A 17,414-nucleotide genomic window follows, 5' to 3' on the forward strand; every position below is an offset into this window, starting at 1 on the left:
CTGCTATCTCCCGCCCTCGGTCGTTGTACAGAGGCGAGGGTCGAGATCAAGCATTGCAGCGCCCCTCGCGAGCCGCGGCTCGATTTGGGGCAGATTCGGGTCGATCAGCCCGCCGGATTTTCGCCGGCGAGTTCGATGGTTCCGATCAGGAGGTCCAATTGGGCCGTGCAGCCGTTGTCGATGAATGTCGACGCCGTATTCTCCCAGCCGCGCGGCTCTTCGGACAATGTCTTGAAGCGCACCGCCACCGGTTTGGCGCCGGGGGTGGAAAGCCGGAACTCGCCCCCGTCGGAAGCAGGCCATTGGCTCGGCCAATCCAATTTGGATCCTCCCGCGGCCCAATCCACCTCGATCGTCTTATTGTCCTGCACGCGGGTGATGGTGAGCGGCGCATTGCTCGAAATGTCTTCGCGCCACAATCTGATGCTTTCCGGCCGGACCACGCAATAGGTGGATGCCTTGTTCACATCGACGTCCCAGATGGACGGCTTTTCCGGTCCGCGGACCGCTGCAATCCTGGAGCGGCCCTGGGGTCGGGCGCCGGCGGCCGGATCGCGGGAGGCCATTGTGCTCGCACCGGGTACGACATTGCCGGGTCCGCGAAGTGTTCGTGTTCCCCGCGCGTCGAGGACCACCAATTGATCCCCTGCCTTCAGGGCGATCGCCTGCCGATCGGCCAATTTCTTGCCGGGCGGGTAGGTCTTCGCCGACGGGCCGGTCGACCGGACGATCAGCACGTCGGCGGCCGCGGTGCCCGCCGCAAGAAGAAGGGAAGCGGCAATAAGTGCGCGCGCCGGCTTGCTATTTCGAATCCAAGACAAAATGGCCTCCCGGACCTGCTTTTTCGAGTCGATACACCAAATTGGCGAGCGCCGCATCTTCCCCGTTCGCGGCCAATTCCCGCAATTCCTCCAAGGCCGAGAGGTCGCCGCCGTCGAAGCGAAGCCACAGACGCGTCAGCCGTTCCCGGTCTTCGGCAGGAGTGGAGGGAACGGGTTCCCACACCTCGACCGGCTTGGCACGGCCGCTCAACACGATCCGTCCCATAGGTCGGCAGCAGTCGAGCGAGGAGCGCTCCATCGCCTCCTTGCTGACCAGGATGGTGGTCTTGAGCGACTTGTTTGCGGATTCGAGCCGCGCCGCCGTGTTCATCCCGTCGCCAAGTGCCGTATATTGGATGCGCCCCTTGCCGCCGAAATTGCCGACCACCGCCTCGCCCCAATGAAGCCCGACCCGGGTGCAGCCGATGGCGGGGAGGCCCGGCTCGGCGCGGTGCCGGAATTCCTCGCCGACCTGGTACATGGCCATGGCGGCCTTGAGCGCGCGATCGCCGTCACCGTCTCGCGCGATCGGTGCGCCCCAGAATGCGATGATGGCGTCGCCGACGAACTTGTCGATCGTGCCGCCATGCCGCAGCACCGTCTCGCTCAGGATGTCGAGATAGCGGTTGAGGAGCAATGAAAGCTGCTCGGGCGTGATCGCGTGGCTGAGCTTGGTGAAATCCTCGAGATCGGTGAACATGGCGAAGATCTCGCGCTTCTCGCCGCTCAACGTCAGCTTGTCCGGATCCTCCAGAATTTCGGCGGCGACGTCGGCCGGCAGATATTTGCCGAGCGTCGATTGGGCGAAACGGCGCTGCTCGGAACCCAGCCCCTTTGCTGCGGTGCCGACGGCAATGAAGGCCAAGGCCCAGCCCAGGCCCCATCCGAAAGCAGGGACGCCCAACGTGTCGAAATCCCAGCTCTGCAGCAGGAAGGGGAGGGAGATGAGCATGGCCGCCTGGCCCAGCAGGACGAAGGCAAGCTTCCACCGCCGCATCTCGAACATGCCGGTCACCGCGCCGGCGAGGACGACGAGCAAGGCCATACCCCATAACAGGCCGTTCGGTACGGGCGCCGGCTTACGTCCGTCGATCTGCTGGGCGAGAAGATGGGCGTGGACCTCCAGCCCCTTGGTGAGCCTGCCTGTCCGTCGCGTCATCGGCGTTTCGAAATCATCGACGTCGCTAATATCGCCGCCGATCAGGACGTAACGGCCCTCGACCATCGGCTTCAAGCCTTCGGCCGCCCAGTCTTCGAGGAAATTCTGGATGGACAATTTGGGGAAGACGCTTGCCTTCGGATCCGGATCCCTGGGCTGGCGATAGGCGATGGCCCCGGAATAATTCCGGAATTCCGTATGTGCCGGCATCATCGCATTGGCGAGCAGCGGCGGCAGCTCCGCCGACCGGTCCGGCCAATGCCGCATGACGCCGTCCTCCTGGTCGGAGACCAATTGGATGCTGGCGGGACGGACCGGCCCGGATGCCACTTTCGGCAGGAAAGCCCGAAGGAACTGCTCCTGCTCATAATTCATATAGTCGGGATTTGCCGTGCTGGTGGTGAAGGCCAGATAGACCGGCGCCTTCATCGCCTTGAGGGCGTCGATCAGCAGCGGATCCTCGGGCTGCTCCTGATCGATCAATATATCTATGCCGATTGCCTTCGGATTCATCGCGTCGATGGCGCGTAGCGCTCCGGCGAGCATCTTGCGATCGAGGGGCGTCCGCTTGCCGAGCAATTCCAGGGTCTGATCGTCATAGACGACCAGCGTGATGCGCGGGTCCTGATCTACCCTGGGCGTGGAGCTGCCCGCCCTTATGTCGTAGAGGGCGCGTTCGGCATCGCCGACGAAGCCGGTGCCGCCGGCATATTGGACATGGGGCAGTCCGAAAGGCAGTGGCTGGTCGACCTGGAAAGGCGCCCCCCAGCTGTAACGCGCGGCGAGCAGGCCCAGGACCAGAAACAACATGGTGAGGGCCAGGCGCCCCGGCCCGACCTTTTTCAGGGAGCGAACGAACCTGTCCCTCACGCGGCGCCTTGAACGCTGTCAGCCATGGAAATGCCCCTCCGACATCGGGATAAGGGGTCGGCGGCCAGGAGAACAGCTTTTTGGCGCATCCTGCCGACAGCCCTATTCTAGCGGTCGCCGGCGCGTTGCGCCTGTTGCCAGGCGAGATTGGCGAGCGGTTCCAGCCCGGCCACCATCTTGCCGGCATGGGCGGAGGCTGCCGTTCCCCGGGCGAGCCGGCCCTTGATGCCATGGACGATCGCCGCCAACCTGAACAGGTTGAAGGCGAGGTAGAAATCGAGATCGGCTATTCCCTCCCGACCGGTCCGGCGGCAATAGGCGGCGACATAATCCGCTTCGGAGGGGATGTTCAGCGCAGCCAGGTCAAGGCCCGCCAGACCGGCGCTGAGGCCGACCGGCATGCGATACATCATCAGATGGTAGGCGAAGTCGGCCAAGGGATGGCCGAGGGTCGACAATTCCCAGTCGAGGACCGCGATCACTTTCGGCTCGCGGGGATGGAAGATCATATTATCGCAGCGGAAGTCGCCATGGATGATGCGGGCTTCGCCCTCGTCCATCGGAATGTTCCGCGGCAGCCATTCCACCAGCTGATCCATGGCCGTCACGCGCCCGGCCTCCGCATCGCCCAGATATTGTTTCGACCAGCGGCCGATCTGTCGTTCGAAATAATTGCCCGGTCTGCCATAATCGGACAGCCCTGCCCGGCCGGGATCGATGATGTGCAATTTCGCGATCGTTGCGTTCATCGCGTCGAAAAATGCGGGGCGCTCGCCGCGCCCGACCTCGCCGAAGGCCGGATCCCAGAAGATGCGGCCTTCGACCATGTCCATCACGTAAAAGGGTGTGCCTATCACATCCGCGTCGAGGCAAAGGGCGTAAGGTTTTGCGACAGGGAAATCCTGGCGGGCCAAGGCCGAGATGACGCGATATTCACGATCGACGGCATGGGCGCCGGGCAGCAGCTTACCCGGCGGCTTTCGTCTCAAAACATAGGTTTTTCCCGGCGTTACCAGCTTGTAGGTCGGATTAGACTGACCGCCCTTGAATTGTTCGACCCGGACAGGTCCTTGGAAAGATTCGACTTCCTCGTGCATCCACCGTTCGAGCCGATCTACGTCGAAACGATGCGCTTCCCGTACGCTTGTCGTGCCGCTATTCTCCGAACCCTGATGCATCCTGATGATCTTTCCTGGGGCGAAATGATTTGAAGCGAGCGGACCATAGAAGCCACTTCCGGGGCCACGGCGCAAGCGCATGCCGGGGCCGGGGCGCATTTGATGGTTCCTGATCCAGGTCCTCCCGACAAGGATCAATTGTTCGCCGAGGTCACTTCCGGCTGCACCGGACTCATTTCCCGTATCGCCATGTCCCACGAAGCCGATCCCGCGCTTCGGCTCGAGCTCGTCCAGGATATATTGCTGGCCGTCTGGGTCGCCTTACCCTCGTTTCGCGGCGATGCGTCGCTGCGCACGTTCGTCGCCTCCATCGCCCAGAAACGGTGCGTGACCCATGTCGCCCGGCGCGCGCGCGAGCCCCGCCAGGTCGAGCTGCCGCCCGATCTCATCTCGGCGGCCCAGCTTCCGGACGAAGTCGCGATCGGCAACGACTTCAAGGAAAAGCTGGCGGAAACGATCAAGAAATTGCCGGATCCCCAGCGGGAAGCCATCGTGCTTTGCTTCGAGGGGTTCAGCTATGGCGAGGTCGGGGAGGTGCTCGGCATCTCCACCAATGCCGCCATGCTCCGGTGCCAGCGCGCGAAACAATCGCTGAAGGCGTTGATGGACCCTGTCCCGAAGGTGTCGCAGGCATAAGAGCGTGCGGGATCCGGAGATCGATCCGCTCCGACCCCGACGCGGCAGCGGCCCGCATTTTTCCGAAGCAGACCAGGAAAGGTGAACTTGCGGGCGGCGTGAAGCCGCTCTATCGCGGGGTCATTCGTCGGACCCGGCTTGTCCGGGTGGCTCAGCCGGGCGCCTATCCCCCGGACAACCAGCGAGCAGCCAGGCGCGAACGGTCGGCCGTACGGGCGCGGAGCTCCTTCGTTTTCAGGTATCTGCATGTTTTCATCCACAACGCTGAGGCGTGAGTGGCTTTCGAATCCGCGCGGCGACATTCTCGCCGGGCTCGTCGTCGCACTGGCGCTCATTCCCGAGGCGATCGGCTTTTCGGTGATTGCGGGAGTCGATCCCCGCGTCGGCCTCTACGCGTCCTTTTCGATCGCCGTGATCATCGCTCTGATCGGCGGGCGTCCGGGCATGATCTCCGCGGCGACGGCAGCGATCGCGGTCCTTGTGGTCCCGCTCGTCCGCGACCACGGCGTCGAATATCTTTTCGCGGCGACAATCCTCATGGGGATCGTTCAGGGCGTTGCGGGTTTCGTGCGCGTCGACTTGCTGATGCAGTTCGTCTCGCGGTCGGTCATTACCGGGTTCGTCAATGCGCTCGCCATCCTGATATTCCTCGCGCAACTGCCGCAGCTTACCGGCGTCGGCTGGGAAACCTATGCAATGGTCGCCGGCGGCCTGGCGATAATCTACCTGTTCCCATACCTCACCAAGGCCATCCCGTCGCCGCTGGTCGCGATCATAATCCTGTCGGTGCTTTCAATATGGCTCGCGCTTCCGGTCAACAGAGTGGGCGACATGGGAGAGCTGCCTTCGTCGTTGCCCTACTTCCTCCTTCCGGATGTGCCGCTGTCGCTGGAGACGCTGCTCATCATCCTGCCTTATTCGCTTACCATGGCCGCGGTTGGCCTGCTCGAATCGCTGCTCACGGCCCAGATCGTCGATGACCTGACCGACACGCCCAGCGACAAGGAGCGCGAGGTGAAGGGCCAAGGCGTCGCCAATATCGTCACTGGCTTCATCGGCGGCATGGGGGGATGCGCGATGATCGGCCAGTCGGTCATCAACGTAAAGTCTGGCGGCCACACGCGGCTGTCGACGATGGTGGCGGGCCTCTTCCTCCTGTTCCTGATCGTCGTGCTGGGGCCGTGGGTCGCGCAGATCCCGATGCCTGCCCTCGTCGCCGTCATGATCATGGTGTCGATCGGAACGTTCAGCTGGACTTCGATCCGGAACCTGAAATCCCATCCCTGGCATAGCTCGGTCGTGATGGCGGCGACGGTCGTGGTCGTGGTCTGGACCCACGATCTGGCGCAGGGCGTGCTGGCGGGAGTCCTGCTGAGCGGAATATTCTTCGCGAGCAAGGTGCGCCGGCTGCTCGCGGTGCGCTCGGACCTGTCGGAAGACGGCGCCAGCCGAACCTATATTTTCAGAGGGGAGATATTCTTCGCGTCGGTCGAGCCGTTTCTCGCCGCTTTCGACTTTCGGGAGGTGATCGAGACCGTGAGGATCGATGTCAGTCGGGCGCATTTCTGGGACATCTCCGCGATTGCAGCGCTCGACAAGGCCGTGTCGAAGTTCCGACGGGAGGGCACCGGCGTTGAAATCATAGGGCTAAACGAAGCGAGCGCGACGATGATCGATCGCTTTGGGGTCCACGGCAAGCCGGGCGCCGATCGGCTGCTCGAAGCGCATTGAGGAGAGGGACATGAAGATCATCGCCTGCATCGATGCCTCGCAATATGCGACCAGCGTCGTCGATCATGCCGCCTGGGTCGCGGCCCGCCTCCATGCGACCGTGGAAGTGTTGCACGTCATCCAGCGAAAGGATGCGGTCGCTGCCCGTCATGATCTCAGCGGCGCGGTCGGGCTGGGCGCGAAAAGCGGCCTGATGGAGGAGCTGACCCTTATCGACGAGGCCGATGCGAAACTGGCGCGCGAGCAAGGCAATATCCTGCTTCGGGCCGCCGGCGAGCGACTGAACGAGGCGGGCGTGCGATCGGAGCTTTGCCATCGCCATGGCGGGATCGTGGAGACGGTGATCGAGCGGGAAGCCGATGCCGACCTGGTGGTGATAGGCAAGCGCGGGGCCTCGGCCGATTTCGCCAAGGGTCATCTCGGCAGCAAGATCGAACGGGTGGTGCGACAGAGCGCCAAGCCGGTGCTCGTCGCATCCCGCACATTCCGGGATATTCACCGGGCGCTGATCGCCTTCGATGGTGGGCCGACTTCGAAGAAAGCGGTGGGTTTTGCCGCGACCTCGCCGTTGCTGGACAAGGTCGAGCTGCACCTGACCATTGCCGGCGCCGAAACCGATCGAAACCGTGATTCCCTTCGCTGGGCCCAGGAAGTGCTGGGGGAGAGGTGCGTCCGGGCGGAGATCGTGCCCGGCGATGCCGACGGCGTGCTGGTCGCAGCTGCCGGGCAATGTCGGGCGGATCTCGTCATCACGGGTGCCTACGGGCACTCGCCGATCAGGACATTGATCGTGGGGAGCACCACTACCGCCATCCTGCGAGGCATTGCCTTGCCGGTCCTGCTCTTCCGCTGACGGCTTGGGGAAAGGACGAGGAAAAGGTCCGAGGGCGACTGCTGGACCGGCTGGCGCAACTCGAGGAAGCGGAACGGATCAGCGCGGCCGATCGAGCGCCGGTCGGCCTCGACCAGGAAAGTGTCGGCCGCCTGTCAGTCGAGGCCGATCCCGGTCGTTTCTTTCCGGTGCGCATCTAATTTTTTTCGAATTCGTAAGTCGCAGATCGCGCCGAATTTCATCTATGCTTACAGGATGTTAACCATAGATCCCACGGTTTTGGGCCTTTTTTGCTCCGAAATGGAGTAAATTTTTCGTTAATTTTGCGACATGTTTCCCTCCGGCTGGCGACTAGGTCGAGCGGGGGAAGGAGTGACTCCGATCTGATCGGGCACGCCGGCCTGGCGTCCGTCCGCGCGCAAGCGTGTCTGGCGGCCACCTGGAAGGCGTATTCGAACAGCGGCTTGGCCGAGCCGCAGGAGACGTTCCCTCCGCCTTAAACAGAGTGAGGGAACCCTAATATGAAAAAAGTCGATATCGCAGAGATTCCGGAGCTGACCACCAGCGTCGGCATCCACGGCTCTGCCAAGCAGAAGGACGTTGCTGGTCCGGTTTGCTTCGGCATCGTGGTCGGTTACTTCATGATGAAGAAGTGATTTGACGGGGTTCGGCGATTGCCGAACCTGTTGAATTATAGCATCGTGAGGGCGGGGCGCTCCTTGAGCGCTCCGCCCGTTTGCTGAGGGCCGAGCCTTCAGGTCATGAATTCGAGGTTGAGATGATCGCAAGCGAGACGCTCGCTGCCTGGCTTTTCGACCCCGCGCGGCAGTTGGCGACGGGAAAATCCGTCATAGCCTTTGCCAGGAAGTGGCAGGATCATCCGCTGGTCCGAAGCCTGAAGCAGGAGATCGACGCGCTTCCGGTCAAGACCGCCGCAGCGCTGGTCGCCGCGGCCGGTCGGTTCATGGGCGAGGAAGCGGAGTTCGAATCCCTGCTGCGCGACATCATCGCCAATTCCAAGGCGGACCCGTTCTTCCGCGCGCCCTTCCGACTCGTTTCCAACGACATCCACAGCGGATTGCTGCTGTTCGACGATCCGGCGCTCTCCATCAGCCTCGGCGTGATCGGATTGGACGCGCTGGCCCACAAGAAGCTGAGCGAGGACGGCGGCTCGGCGATCAGCTTCACCGGCCAATGGACCGTCATCAAGTTCCTGAAAGCCGGCGGGGCGACCTTGTCCTTCTGGGAAGCGCCTGCAATCGACGGCGATTTCGTGGCGGAAAAGGGCGGGAGCTGTCGTTTCGTCGAGCGCCGGACGATCGAGGATGGCGAGATCCTCGTCACCGACGGTCGCTCCCAAAGCTATGTCATCGAACATGCCACTTCGGACATCATCTGCGCCCAGGCCCTGATCGGTGCGGAATCGGCGCCGCTGGCGCTGTCCTACGACTGGAAATCGCTGGAATTCGCTGGCGCGAGCAGTACCGACGAGCAGGCCTGCCGAAGCCATATGATGGTCACCTTGCTGCGAATGATGGACCGCAAGGATGCGGTGCCGGTTGTGCGGGACGCGCTGAAGGACCAGCATTTCTACACGCGCTGGCAGATCATGCGCGAATTCCTCGCTTTGGATGCCGAGGCGGCGCTGCCGGTGCTGCGGGATATGGCGCGCGAGGATCCGCATCCGGAAATACGCCAGGCGGCGCAGCAGACGCTGGCGCGCTTCTTCCCCGACGACGTGGACGAGGATCAGGAAATAGTCGCATGCCCCGCATAATCGAGACCGAAGCCGAGGAACGGATCGAGCTCGGCGACCTGATCGAGATGCTGGAAACGGGGCCCTTCGATCCGGCGGATGAGGACAATTTCGCGTCCTGGGGGCCGGCGCTCAGGAAGCTGGGCAACAACCGGGCCTTCCTGGCCGATTTCGCGATCGACGAATTGAAGCAGCGCTGTTCCGGCCAGCTCACCCAGAACCAATATGGCGCCCAGGTGATCATGCTCCATACCGGATCGGACAAATTCCTGATCCGCGCCAATTTCTGGCCCGGGCTCAACGACAGCATCGTCCGCAACAGCGGCACCGATCCCTTTTTCTATGGAATGGCGCACGACCATAATTTCTCGTTCCTCACCGTCGGCTATCTCGGGCCCGGCTATTGGAGCGAATATTATGAATATGATTATGACAAGGTGATCGGCTTCACCGGCGAGAAGGTCGACCTGCGCTTCGTCGAAAAGGCGAAGCTCGATCCCGGCAAGGTCATGCTCTACCGCGCCCACCGCGACGTCCACCTTCAGCTCGCCGCGGATTCCATGTCGATTTCGCTGAACGTCCTCGGCGCCGAGCAGAATCAGGAGCTGCGCGACCAATATCGCTTCGATATCGAGAAATCGGAGGTGAGCGGCATGCTGACCCGCTCGCCGATCGAGCCTCTGCTCGCCCTTTCGGCTTATTTCGGCGGTGAGGAAGGGGCGGATCTGCTCGAGAATTTCTCCAGGGGTCATCCGAGCGACCGCATCCGCTTCGCCGCGGTCAAGGCACAGGCTTCGGCGGCCGGGACGCTCGACCAGCGGCTGGCGGTCTACGAGCAGGCGGCGGCCCGCGGCAGTCCGTTCGTCAGCGCGATGGCGAAGCGCGAGGCCGACAAGGTCGCCAAAGGCCGCGGTTGGATCGAGAGTTGTTTCAAGGCAGATGGAATCATCTGACGACTCGGAAATAACGGAAAACAAAGAAAAATCAGGCTCGTTTTCGGTTCAATATAACCGTGAACGAGACGAGCGGGCGCCGGAGGGCGATCAGAAGGTCGCCTGATCCCGCGGGCGCCCTTCAGGCCTCGGCTTTCAGGGCGAGGCGGTGGGCGTGGAGCAGGGGCTCGGTATAGCCGGACGGCTGCGTCCCGCCTTCCAAGATCAGCGCCGACGCCGCCTTGAAGGCGGTGCTTCCCGCGAAATCCGCCCCCATCGCCCGGTAGCCCGGATCGGCCTCGTTCTGGCGGTCGACTATCGCGGCCATCCGCTTCAGCGCGGCCTCGACCTCGTCCTTCGTGATGATCCCGTGGAGCAGCCAATTGGCGACATGTTGGCTGGAAATGCGGCAGGTGGCGCGATCCTCCATCAGGCCGACATCGTGGATATCGGGCACTTTCGAACAGCCGATGCCCTGATCGATCCAGCGGACGACATAGCCCAGGATCGACTGGACGTTATTCTCGAGCTCCTGGCGCACCTCGTCGGCATTCCAGTTGCGGCCGGCGGCGACCGGGATGGTCAATATGTCGTGCAGCCTCGCTGGCTCGCGCGCGGCCAGCGCCTGCTGGCGCGCCGTCACGTCGACCCGATGATAGTGGATGGCGTGGAGCGTCGCGGCGGTGGGCGAGGGTACCCAGGCCGTGTCGGCGCCGGACCGGGGATGGACGATCTTCTGTTCGACCATGTCGGCCATCAGGTCCGGCATCGCCCACATGCCCTTGCCGATCTGGGCGCGGCCGGCAAAGCCGCAGGCGAGCCCGACATCGACATTGTTGTCCTCATAGGCCTTGAGCCAGGCCGCATTCTTCATCTCGCCCTTGCGGATCATCGGGCCCAGTTTCATCGACGTGTGAATTTCGTCGCCGGTGCGGTCGAGGAAGCCGGTGTTGATGAAGACGATGCGGTCGCGGACCTCGGCAATCACCGCTGCGAGGTTGACGCTGGTCCGCCTTTCCTCGTCCATCACGCCGATCTTGATCGTGTGCCGGGGAAGGCCGAGCAGATCCTCGGTGCGGTCGAACAGGCGTCCGGCAAAGGCCGCTTCCTCGGGGCCGTGCATCTTGGGCTTGACGATATAGATGGAGCCGGTCGCGCTGTTGGCGCGGTCGCCCTTGATGTCGTGGAGCGCGATCAGCGAGGTGAAGACGGCATCGGCAAGGCCCTCATGGGCTTCCTCGCCATCGATCCGCAGCATCGGATTGGTCATCAGATGGCCGACATTGCGCACGAACAGCAGGGACCGTCCCTTGAGCGTCAGCGTGCCGTCGGGACATTCGAAGCTGCGATCCGGCTCGGCACGCCGCTCGACCGGGCGGCCGCCTTTGTCGAAGCGGGCGGCAAGATCGCCCTTCATCAGGCCGAGCCAGTTGCGATAGACCTGGATCTTCTCCTCGGCATCGACGGCGGCGACGCTGTCCTCGCAATCCATGATCGCGGTGATCGCGCTTTCGAGGAGGATATCGGCGACGCCGGCCTTGTCGTCGCGGCCGATCATATGGTTGCGGTCGATCACGATCTCGACATGAAGGTCGTTGTGGCGGAGCAGGATCGATTCGCCGCGCCAGCCGGCCAGCAAGACGGGATCGGCCAGGCCGCCGCGATCGGTGACGAGGCGGCCGTCCTCGATGCGATAGGCGGTGACGTTGGCGTGGCTGCCGCCGTCCAGCGGTGCGATCTCGTCGAGGAAGGCGCGGCCCCAGGCGATCACCCGGGCGCCGCGATCGCGATCATAGCCGGCGGCGGCGGGCGGTGCGCCGAGCATGTCGGTGCCGTAGAGCGCGTCGTACAGGCTACCCCAGCGGGCATTGAGCGCGTTCAGCGCATAGCGGGCATTGTTCACCGGCACGACCAGCTGCGGACCGGCGATCAGGGCGATTTCCGGGTCGACGTCGGTGGTGCCGATGGTGAACGGGGCGGGGGCGTCGACCAGATAGGAAATCTCGCGCAGGAACGCCTCCTCCTCGGCCGGCGAAGGCGGCTGTCCCGCAAGCTCGGCATTGCGCTCGTCGATCAGGACCTGGAGATCCTCGCGCTTGCGCAGCAGCCGCTTATTCTCCGGAGTCAGCTCTCGCATCAGCTTGGAAAAGCCGGGCCAGAAGGCGGCCGCATCGATGCCGGTGCCCGGGAGCACGTCCCGCTCGATGAATGATTTGAGGTCGCCATCCACCTCGATGCCGGACGTCAGCTCATATTTCGCCAAGATTAGGACTCCTTCCGTGGCCCGCTTCGTCCGGGCGGGTGCCGTCTTGCAGAAACAGCGGCCGGTCGCAATCGGCGGCTGACTCTGTTATGGGCGCGGCCGACGCGATTCCATCGGACCCCGACATGCTGAACCGACCCACCGGCCGCCCGGACCGGCGAACCTTTGCCATCATTTCCCATCCGGATGCCGGCAAGACCACGCTGACCGAGAAACTGCTGCTGTTCGGCGGCGCCATCCACCTTGCCGGCGAGGTCAAGGCGCGCGGGCAGAATCGCCGTGCGCGATCGGACTGGATGAAGATCGAGCAACAGCGCGGCATCTCCGTCACCAGTTCGGTGATGACGTTCGAACATGGCGGGGTGACCTTCAACCTGCTCGACACGCCGGGCCACGAGGACTTTTCGGAAGATACGTACCGCACCCTGACCGCGGTCGATTCCGCCGTCATGGTGATCGACGCCGCGCGCGGCATCGAAGCGCAGACCCGCAAATTGTTCGAGGTTTGCCGGCTCCGCAACGTGCCGATCATCACTTTCGTCAACAAGGTGGACCGCGAGGGGAAGGAGCCGTTCGCCCTGCTGGACGAAATCGCCGACGTGCTTGCGCTCGACGTCGCGCCGATGAGCTGGCCCGTCGGCATGGGCGGCACGTTCGAGGGCATCTACGATCTCGTCCACGATCGCCTGCATCTGCCGGCCAGGAACGACAGCGGTCATTTCGAAGGGGAGACGCTGCAATTTGACGGCATGGACGATCCCCGGCTCGCGGAAAGCCTGTCCGCCGATGGCCTTGCAAGACTGGCCGAGGAAGCGTCGCTGGCGGTCGCGGCTTATCCGGCCTTCGACGGCGCGGCCTATCTCGCGGGGGATCTGACGCCGGTCTATTTCGGATCGGCGCTGAAGGAGTTCGGGGTGGCGGAACTGATCGCTGCGCTGAGCGCGCACGCGCCGTCGCCGCTGCCCCAGCCGACCACGGCCGGGCCGGTCGATCCGGATCATGACGCGGTGACCGGATTCATCTTCAAGGTGCAGGCCAATATGAACCCGCAGCATCGCGACAGGGTGGCGTTCATGCGGCTCTGTTCGGGGCGCTTCAAGCGCGGCATGAAATTGCTGCAGCCGTCGACCGGCAAGTCGATCGCCGTTCACAGCCCGATCCTGTTCTTCGCGCAGAACCGCGAACTGGCGGACGAGGCCTTTCCGGGCGATATTATCGGCATTCCCAATCACGGCACGCTGCGGGTCGGCGATACGCTGACCGAGGACGAAAATGTCCGTTTCACCGGGCTTCCCAATTTCGCCCCGGAGATCCTGCGCCGGGTCGCCCTGGTCGATCCGACCAAGACCAAGCAACTGCGCAAGGCGCTGGACGACATGGCCGAGGAAGGAGTGACGCAGGTCTTCTATCCCTCGATCGGCGCGCAATGGATCGTCGGCGTGGTCGGGCAGCTGCAGCTGGAGGTTCTGATTTCCCGCCTGGAAGTCGAATATAAGGTCGATGCGCGTTTCGAACCTTCGCCCTGGGATACGGCGCGGTGGATCGCCGCCGACGATCCGGCCGATCTCAAGGCCTTCGTCGAGACGCATCGCGGCGCGATCGCCACCGATCGCGACGGCGCGCCGGTCTTCCTTGCCAAGGATCTTTGGGAACTGAACTTCCACGAAGGCCGCAATCCCGCCATCCGCTTCACCGCGACCAAGGAACGGACCTGAACCTGACGGCAGGGCCCGACATGCGGCGGACATTCGACGCGATCGTCCTCGGCGCCGGGGGCGCGGGGCTCATGTGCGCCGCCCAGGCGGGCCAGCGCGGCCGTAAGGTGCTGCTGATCGACCATGCCGACCAGCCGGGAAAGAAGATCCTCATCTCGGGCGGTGGCCGCTGCAATTTCACCAACATCCACACTGCGCCTGACCGCTATCTTTCGAACAATATGCATTTCGCGAAATCGGCGCTGGGCCGCTACGCGCCGGACGATTTCATCGCCCTGGTCGATCGCCACCGCATCGCCTGGCACGAAAAGACTTTGGGCCAGCTCTTCTGCGACGGATCGGCGCGGCAGATCGTGGCGATGCTGATGGAGGAATGCGCCCGGGGCCAGGTCAGGATATCGCTCGGCAAGCCGATCGGCGAGGTCGATCATGCGGACGGGCAGTTCCGGGTGCGCTGCGGCGGTGAAGAGATGGTCGCGCCCGCTTTGGTGATCGCCACCGGCGGGCCCTCCATCCCGAAAATGGGAGCGAGCGGCTTCGCTTACGATCTCGCGCGCAAATTCGGGCTGGAGATCGTGGAGCCGCGGCCGGCCCTGGTGCCGTTGACGCTGGGCGATGGGGATAGTCTGTTCCAGTCGCTGTCGGGCGTGGCGGCGGACGTGGTTGCGCGGTGCGGGAAGAGCGCGTTTCGCGAAGCGGCCCTGTTCACGCACAAGGGCCTGTCGGGCCCCGCCATCCTGCAAATATCCTCTTACTGGCGGCCGGGACGCGAGATCGGGATCGATTTCCTTCCCTCCGCCGCCGAAAATTGGCTGAGAGACGCCAAGCGGGCCCGGCCGAAGACGCATTTCCATACCCTGCTTGGCGAATTGCTGCCCGGCCGGCTTGCCGAAGCCCTGACCAAGCGGCTGGGCCTGTGGGGCGAATTGGCCAACATGCCGGATCGGACGCTGGAAAAGGCGGAGCGGCAATTGGCCGACTGGATGTTCAGACCGGACGGCACCGAAGGCTTTGCCAAAGCGGAGGTGACCGCCGGCGGGATCTCCACCGATGGCCTTTCGTCCCGAACGATGGAGGCCAGGACGGTTCCCGGCCTTTATGCTATAGGCGAGGCGGTCGACGTCACCGGTTGGCTCGGCGGTTATAATTTCCAATGGGCCTGGGCCAGCGGTTGGGCGGCCGGCCAGATGCTTTGATCCGTGGCCAATGGCCTATTCCCCCTTGCCGCACGGCCCAGCGGTGTCCATTTGAGAGATATATGACATTCGAAAAACTTCCCTCGCTCCTTGGCGAGGCGCTTGCCGCGCGCGGCTATGCCGAGCCTACTCCGGTCCAGGCGGCCGTGCTCGAGCCCGAAGCGGAGGGGCGGGACCTTGTCGTCTCCGCTCAGACCGGATCCGGCAAGACCGTGGCGTTCGGGCTGGCGATGGCGCCGCAGCTGCTGGACGCGAAGGGTGCGCTTCCGTTTATCCGCGAGCCGCTGGCGCTGGTGATCGCGCCGACGCGCGAGCTGGCGCTCCAGGTCAGCCGCGAGCTGGTCTGGCTCTATGGCAAAGCGGGCGCGCGGGTTGCGACTTGCGTCGGCGGCATGGACGCATCCAAGGAAAGGCGGGCGCTCGGCCAGGGCGCGCATATCGTCGTCGGCACGCCGGGCCGGCTGCGCGACCATCTGGAACGCGGCGCGCTCGACCTCAGTCAGCTCAAGGTGGCGGTGCTCGACGAAGCGGACGAGATGCTCGACATGGGCTTCCGCGAGGATCTCGAGGAGATATTGGATGCGACGCCGCAGGAGCGGCGGACCCTGCTTTTCTCCGCCACCATCCCGAAGCCGATCGTCGCGCTCGCCAGGCGTTACCAGAAGGATGCGCTCCGCATCTCCACGGTGGGCGCCGACCGCGGCCATGGCGACATTGCCTATCAGGCGATGGCGGTGGCGCCGGCCGATATCGAACATGCGGTCGTCAACCTTCTCCGCCTGCACGATGCCGAGACGGCGATGCTGTTCTGCGCGACCCGCGACAATGTCCGTCACCTCCATGCCAGCTTGGTCGAACGCGGCTTCGATGCGGTCGCCTTGTCCGGCGAGCATAGCCAGAACGAGCGCAATGCCGCTTTGCAGGCGCTTCGCGACCGGCGCGCGCGGGTGTGCGTCGCCACCGACGTCGCCGCCCGGGGCATCGACCTGCCGACCCTGTCGCTGGTGGTTCATGTCGAGCTGCCGCGCGACGCGGAGACGCTCCAGCATCGGTCCGGCCGCACCGGCCGCGCCGGCAAGAAAGGCATCGCCATCCTGGTGACGCCTTATCCACGCCGCAAGCGCGTCGACATGATGATGCGCGGCGCCAGGATCGCCTTCGAATGGATCAAGGTGCCGACGCCGGAGGATATTCGCGAAAAGGATCGCGAGCGGCTGCTGGCGGCCTTGCTCGAACCGATCGAGGTCGACGACGAGGATCGCGCGCTCGCGCAGAAGCTGCTGCAGGAGCGTTCGCCGGAGGATCTCGCCGCGGCGCTCGTCCGCGTGCACCGGGCGAAGCTGCCGATGGCGGAGGAGATGGTCGATCATGGCCAGAACGACCGCCACGATCGGTCACCCGCCAAGGGGCAGGATCGCGGGCAGGATCGCGGGCAGGATAGCGGTCAGGGACGGGGGCCCGAACGATCGGGCAACGACCAGGGCCCCAGGCCGGGCTTCGAGGACACCGTCTGGTTCCGGATGGACATCGGCCGCCGTGACAATGCCGATCCGCGCTGGATCCTGCCTTTGCTCTGCCGCCGCGGCCATGTGACGAAGAGGGACATTGGCGCGATCCGCATCGGTGCCAGCGAAACCTTGTTCGAGCTGCCGCGCACGGTGGCCGGAAAATTCTCCGCCGCGCTCAAACGGACCGAAGGCGGAGATGCGGAGGGCGAGGGCGGTGTCCGCATCGAACCCGTCCAGGGCCATGCGCGGGAGGTGCTGAAGCCGCACAAGCGGCCGCCGGGTGGCGCGCCGCCGCGTCACAAGGCCAAGCCTGCCTACAAGCCGAAGCCGCACCGGGCGCGCTGACTTGGCCGCGCCCCGCATCCTGGTCGATGCCGATGCCTGCCCGGTCAAGGAGGAAATCTACAAGGTCGCCTGGCGCCACGAGGTGCCGGTGACGATCGTCAGCAACAGCCCGTTTCGCATTCCGGACCATCCTCTCGTGCGGCGGGTGATCGTCGATGCCGGCTTCGACGCTGCGGACGATTGGATCGCCGAAGCCGCCGCCGCCGAGACGCTGGTGGTGACCGGCGACATTCTGCTGGCCGACCGCTGCCTCAAGCGCGGCGCGACGGTCATCGCCCCGAGCGGGAAGCCGTTCACGCCGAGCTCGATCGGAAGCGCGGTAGCGACGCGGGCGATCATGGCCGATCTGCGCGCCGGCCTCGGCGAAGGGGTGGGCGGCCCGGCGCCCTTTTCCAGGACCGATCGCTCCCGCTTCCTTTCCGCCCTGGACGATGCATTGGTGCGCCTGAAGCGCCGCTGAGTACGGATTTCT

The 17,414-nt window shown here is 64.3% G+C and carries 14 protein-coding genes and 1 other annotated feature; of the genes, 10 read left to right on the forward strand and 4 right to left on the reverse strand.

Going from position 1 to position 17,414, the window contains the following annotated elements; genetic code table 11:
* Positions 1-104: 104 nt before the first annotated feature.
* From RQX22_RS15970 to RQX22_RS15980, 3 genes are all read right to left on the reverse strand, one after another.
* Entirely contained in the window at positions 105-737 is a 633-nt protein-coding gene (locus RQX22_RS15970; RefSeq protein WP_315727647.1) for a hypothetical protein, read from the reverse strand.
* 64 nt (positions 738-801) lie between these two features.
* Positions 802-2,850, reverse strand: a complete 2,049-nt coding sequence (locus tag RQX22_RS15975; protein WP_315727649.1) for a CHASE2 domain-containing protein — start codon at positions 2,848-2,850, stop codon at positions 802-804.
* Between the two features lie 107 nt (positions 2,851-2,957).
* Positions 2,958-4,028, reverse strand: coding sequence for a phosphotransferase (locus RQX22_RS15980; RefSeq protein ID WP_315727651.1), 1,071 nt, complete (start codon positions 4,026-4,028; stop codon positions 2,958-2,960).
* Between the two features lie 102 nt (positions 4,029-4,130).
* On the opposite strand from RQX22_RS15980, the gene RQX22_RS15985 reads away from it, so the two are divergent.
* The 6 genes from RQX22_RS15985 to RQX22_RS16010 all read left to right on the forward strand — a co-directional run bounded on the left by RQX22_RS15985 (position 4,131) and on the right by RQX22_RS16010 (position 9,936).
* A complete protein-coding gene (locus tag RQX22_RS15985) occupies positions 4,131-4,664 on the forward strand; it encodes an RNA polymerase sigma factor (protein WP_315727653.1) in 534 nt (177 codons plus the stop codon).
* 126 nt (positions 4,665-4,790) lie between these two features.
* Positions 4,791-4,844 (forward strand) — a sequence feature (sul1 is cis-regulatory element that is thought to sense ions involved in sulfur or methionine metabolism; They are found in Alphaproteobacteria).
* A 66-nt stretch (positions 4,845-4,910) separates the two neighbouring features.
* Positions 4,911-6,395 (forward strand): SulP family inorganic anion transporter, encoded by a 1,485-nt coding sequence (locus RQX22_RS15990; protein ID WP_315727655.1) that lies wholly within the window; start codon positions 4,911-4,913, stop codon positions 6,393-6,395.
* Between the two features lie 10 nt (positions 6,396-6,405).
* Positions 6,406-7,248, forward strand: coding sequence for a universal stress protein (locus RQX22_RS15995; RefSeq protein WP_315727657.1), 843 nt, complete (start codon positions 6,406-6,408; stop codon positions 7,246-7,248).
* Positions 7,249-7,748: 500 nt separating this feature from the next.
* On the forward strand, positions 7,749-7,883 hold the full coding sequence (locus RQX22_RS16000) for a hypothetical protein (RefSeq protein ID WP_315727659.1): 135 nt from the start codon (positions 7,749-7,751) through the stop codon (positions 7,881-7,883).
* A gap of 122 nt (positions 7,884-8,005) precedes the next feature.
* Positions 8,006-9,004: a HEAT repeat domain-containing protein gene (locus tag RQX22_RS16005; protein WP_315727661.1), complete on the forward strand. Its 999-nt coding sequence runs from the start codon at positions 8,006-8,008 to the stop codon at positions 9,002-9,004.
* Positions 8,992-9,936, forward strand: coding sequence for a transposase (locus tag RQX22_RS16010; RefSeq protein ID WP_315727662.1), 945 nt, complete (start codon positions 8,992-8,994; stop codon positions 9,934-9,936). The genes RQX22_RS16005 and RQX22_RS16010 overlap by 13 nt, the downstream gene beginning before the upstream one ends.
* 121 nt (positions 9,937-10,057) lie before the next feature.
* On the opposite strand, the gene RQX22_RS16015 is transcribed toward RQX22_RS16010, so the two are convergent.
* Entirely contained in the window at positions 10,058-12,178 is a 2,121-nt protein-coding gene (locus tag RQX22_RS16015; RefSeq protein ID WP_315727664.1) for a malate synthase G, read from the reverse strand.
* Between the two features lie 125 nt (positions 12,179-12,303).
* On the opposite strand from RQX22_RS16015, the gene RQX22_RS16020 reads away from it, so the two are divergent.
* The 4 genes from RQX22_RS16020 (at position 12,304) to RQX22_RS16035 (ending at position 17,402) form a co-directional block, all read left to right on the forward strand.
* Entirely contained in the window at positions 12,304-13,893 is a 1,590-nt protein-coding gene (locus RQX22_RS16020) for a peptide chain release factor 3 (RefSeq protein ID WP_315727665.1), read from the forward strand.
* 20 nt (positions 13,894-13,913) lie between these two features.
* On the forward strand, positions 13,914-15,089 hold the full coding sequence (locus RQX22_RS16025) for a BaiN/RdsA family NAD(P)/FAD-dependent oxidoreductase (RefSeq protein WP_315727667.1): 1,176 nt from the start codon (positions 13,914-13,916) through the stop codon (positions 15,087-15,089).
* Between the two features lie 62 nt (positions 15,090-15,151).
* Positions 15,152-16,942: a DEAD/DEAH box helicase gene (locus RQX22_RS16030; protein ID WP_315727669.1), complete on the forward strand. Its 1,791-nt coding sequence runs from the start codon at positions 15,152-15,154 to the stop codon at positions 16,940-16,942.
* 1 nt (position 16,943) lies between these two features.
* A complete protein-coding gene (locus RQX22_RS16035) occupies positions 16,944-17,402 on the forward strand; it encodes a YaiI/YqxD family protein (RefSeq protein WP_315727671.1) in 459 nt (152 codons plus the stop codon).
* The last annotated feature ends 12 nt before the right edge of the window (positions 17,403-17,414 follow it).

It is taken from the genome of Sphingosinicella rhizophila (assembly GCF_032378825.1).
In the GTDB taxonomy this organism is placed as follows: Bacteria; Pseudomonadota; Alphaproteobacteria; order Sphingomonadales; family Sphingomonadaceae; genus Allosphingosinicella; species Allosphingosinicella rhizophila.

Coding starts and splice junctions, on each gene's coding strand:
- RQX22_RS15985 (WP_315727653.1), top strand. CDS start 4,131: ATGGTTCCTGATCCAGGTCCTCCCGACAAGGATCAATTGTTCGCCGAG.
- RQX22_RS16025 (WP_315727667.1), top strand. CDS start 13,914: ATGCGGCGGACATTCGACGCGATCGTCCTCGGCGCCGGGGGCGCGGGG.
- RQX22_RS16005 (WP_315727661.1), top strand. CDS start 8,006: ATGATCGCAAGCGAGACGCTCGCTGCCTGGCTTTTCGACCCCGCGCGG.
- RQX22_RS16010 (WP_315727662.1), top strand. CDS start 8,992: ATGCCCCGCATAATCGAGACCGAAGCCGAGGAACGGATCGAGCTCGGC.
- RQX22_RS15980 (WP_315727651.1), bottom strand. CDS start 4,028: ATGCATCAGGGTTCGGAGAATAGCGGCACGACAAGCGTACGGGAAGCG.
- RQX22_RS16020 (WP_315727665.1), top strand. CDS start 12,304: ATGCTGAACCGACCCACCGGCCGCCCGGACCGGCGAACCTTTGCCATC.
- RQX22_RS15990 (WP_315727655.1), top strand. CDS start 4,911: ATGTTTTCATCCACAACGCTGAGGCGTGAGTGGCTTTCGAATCCGCGC.
- RQX22_RS16000 (WP_315727659.1), top strand. CDS start 7,749: ATGAAAAAAGTCGATATCGCAGAGATTCCGGAGCTGACCACCAGCGTC.
- RQX22_RS16030 (WP_315727669.1), top strand. CDS start 15,152: ATGACATTCGAAAAACTTCCCTCGCTCCTTGGCGAGGCGCTTGCCGCG.
- RQX22_RS15995 (WP_315727657.1), top strand. CDS start 6,406: ATGAAGATCATCGCCTGCATCGATGCCTCGCAATATGCGACCAGCGTC.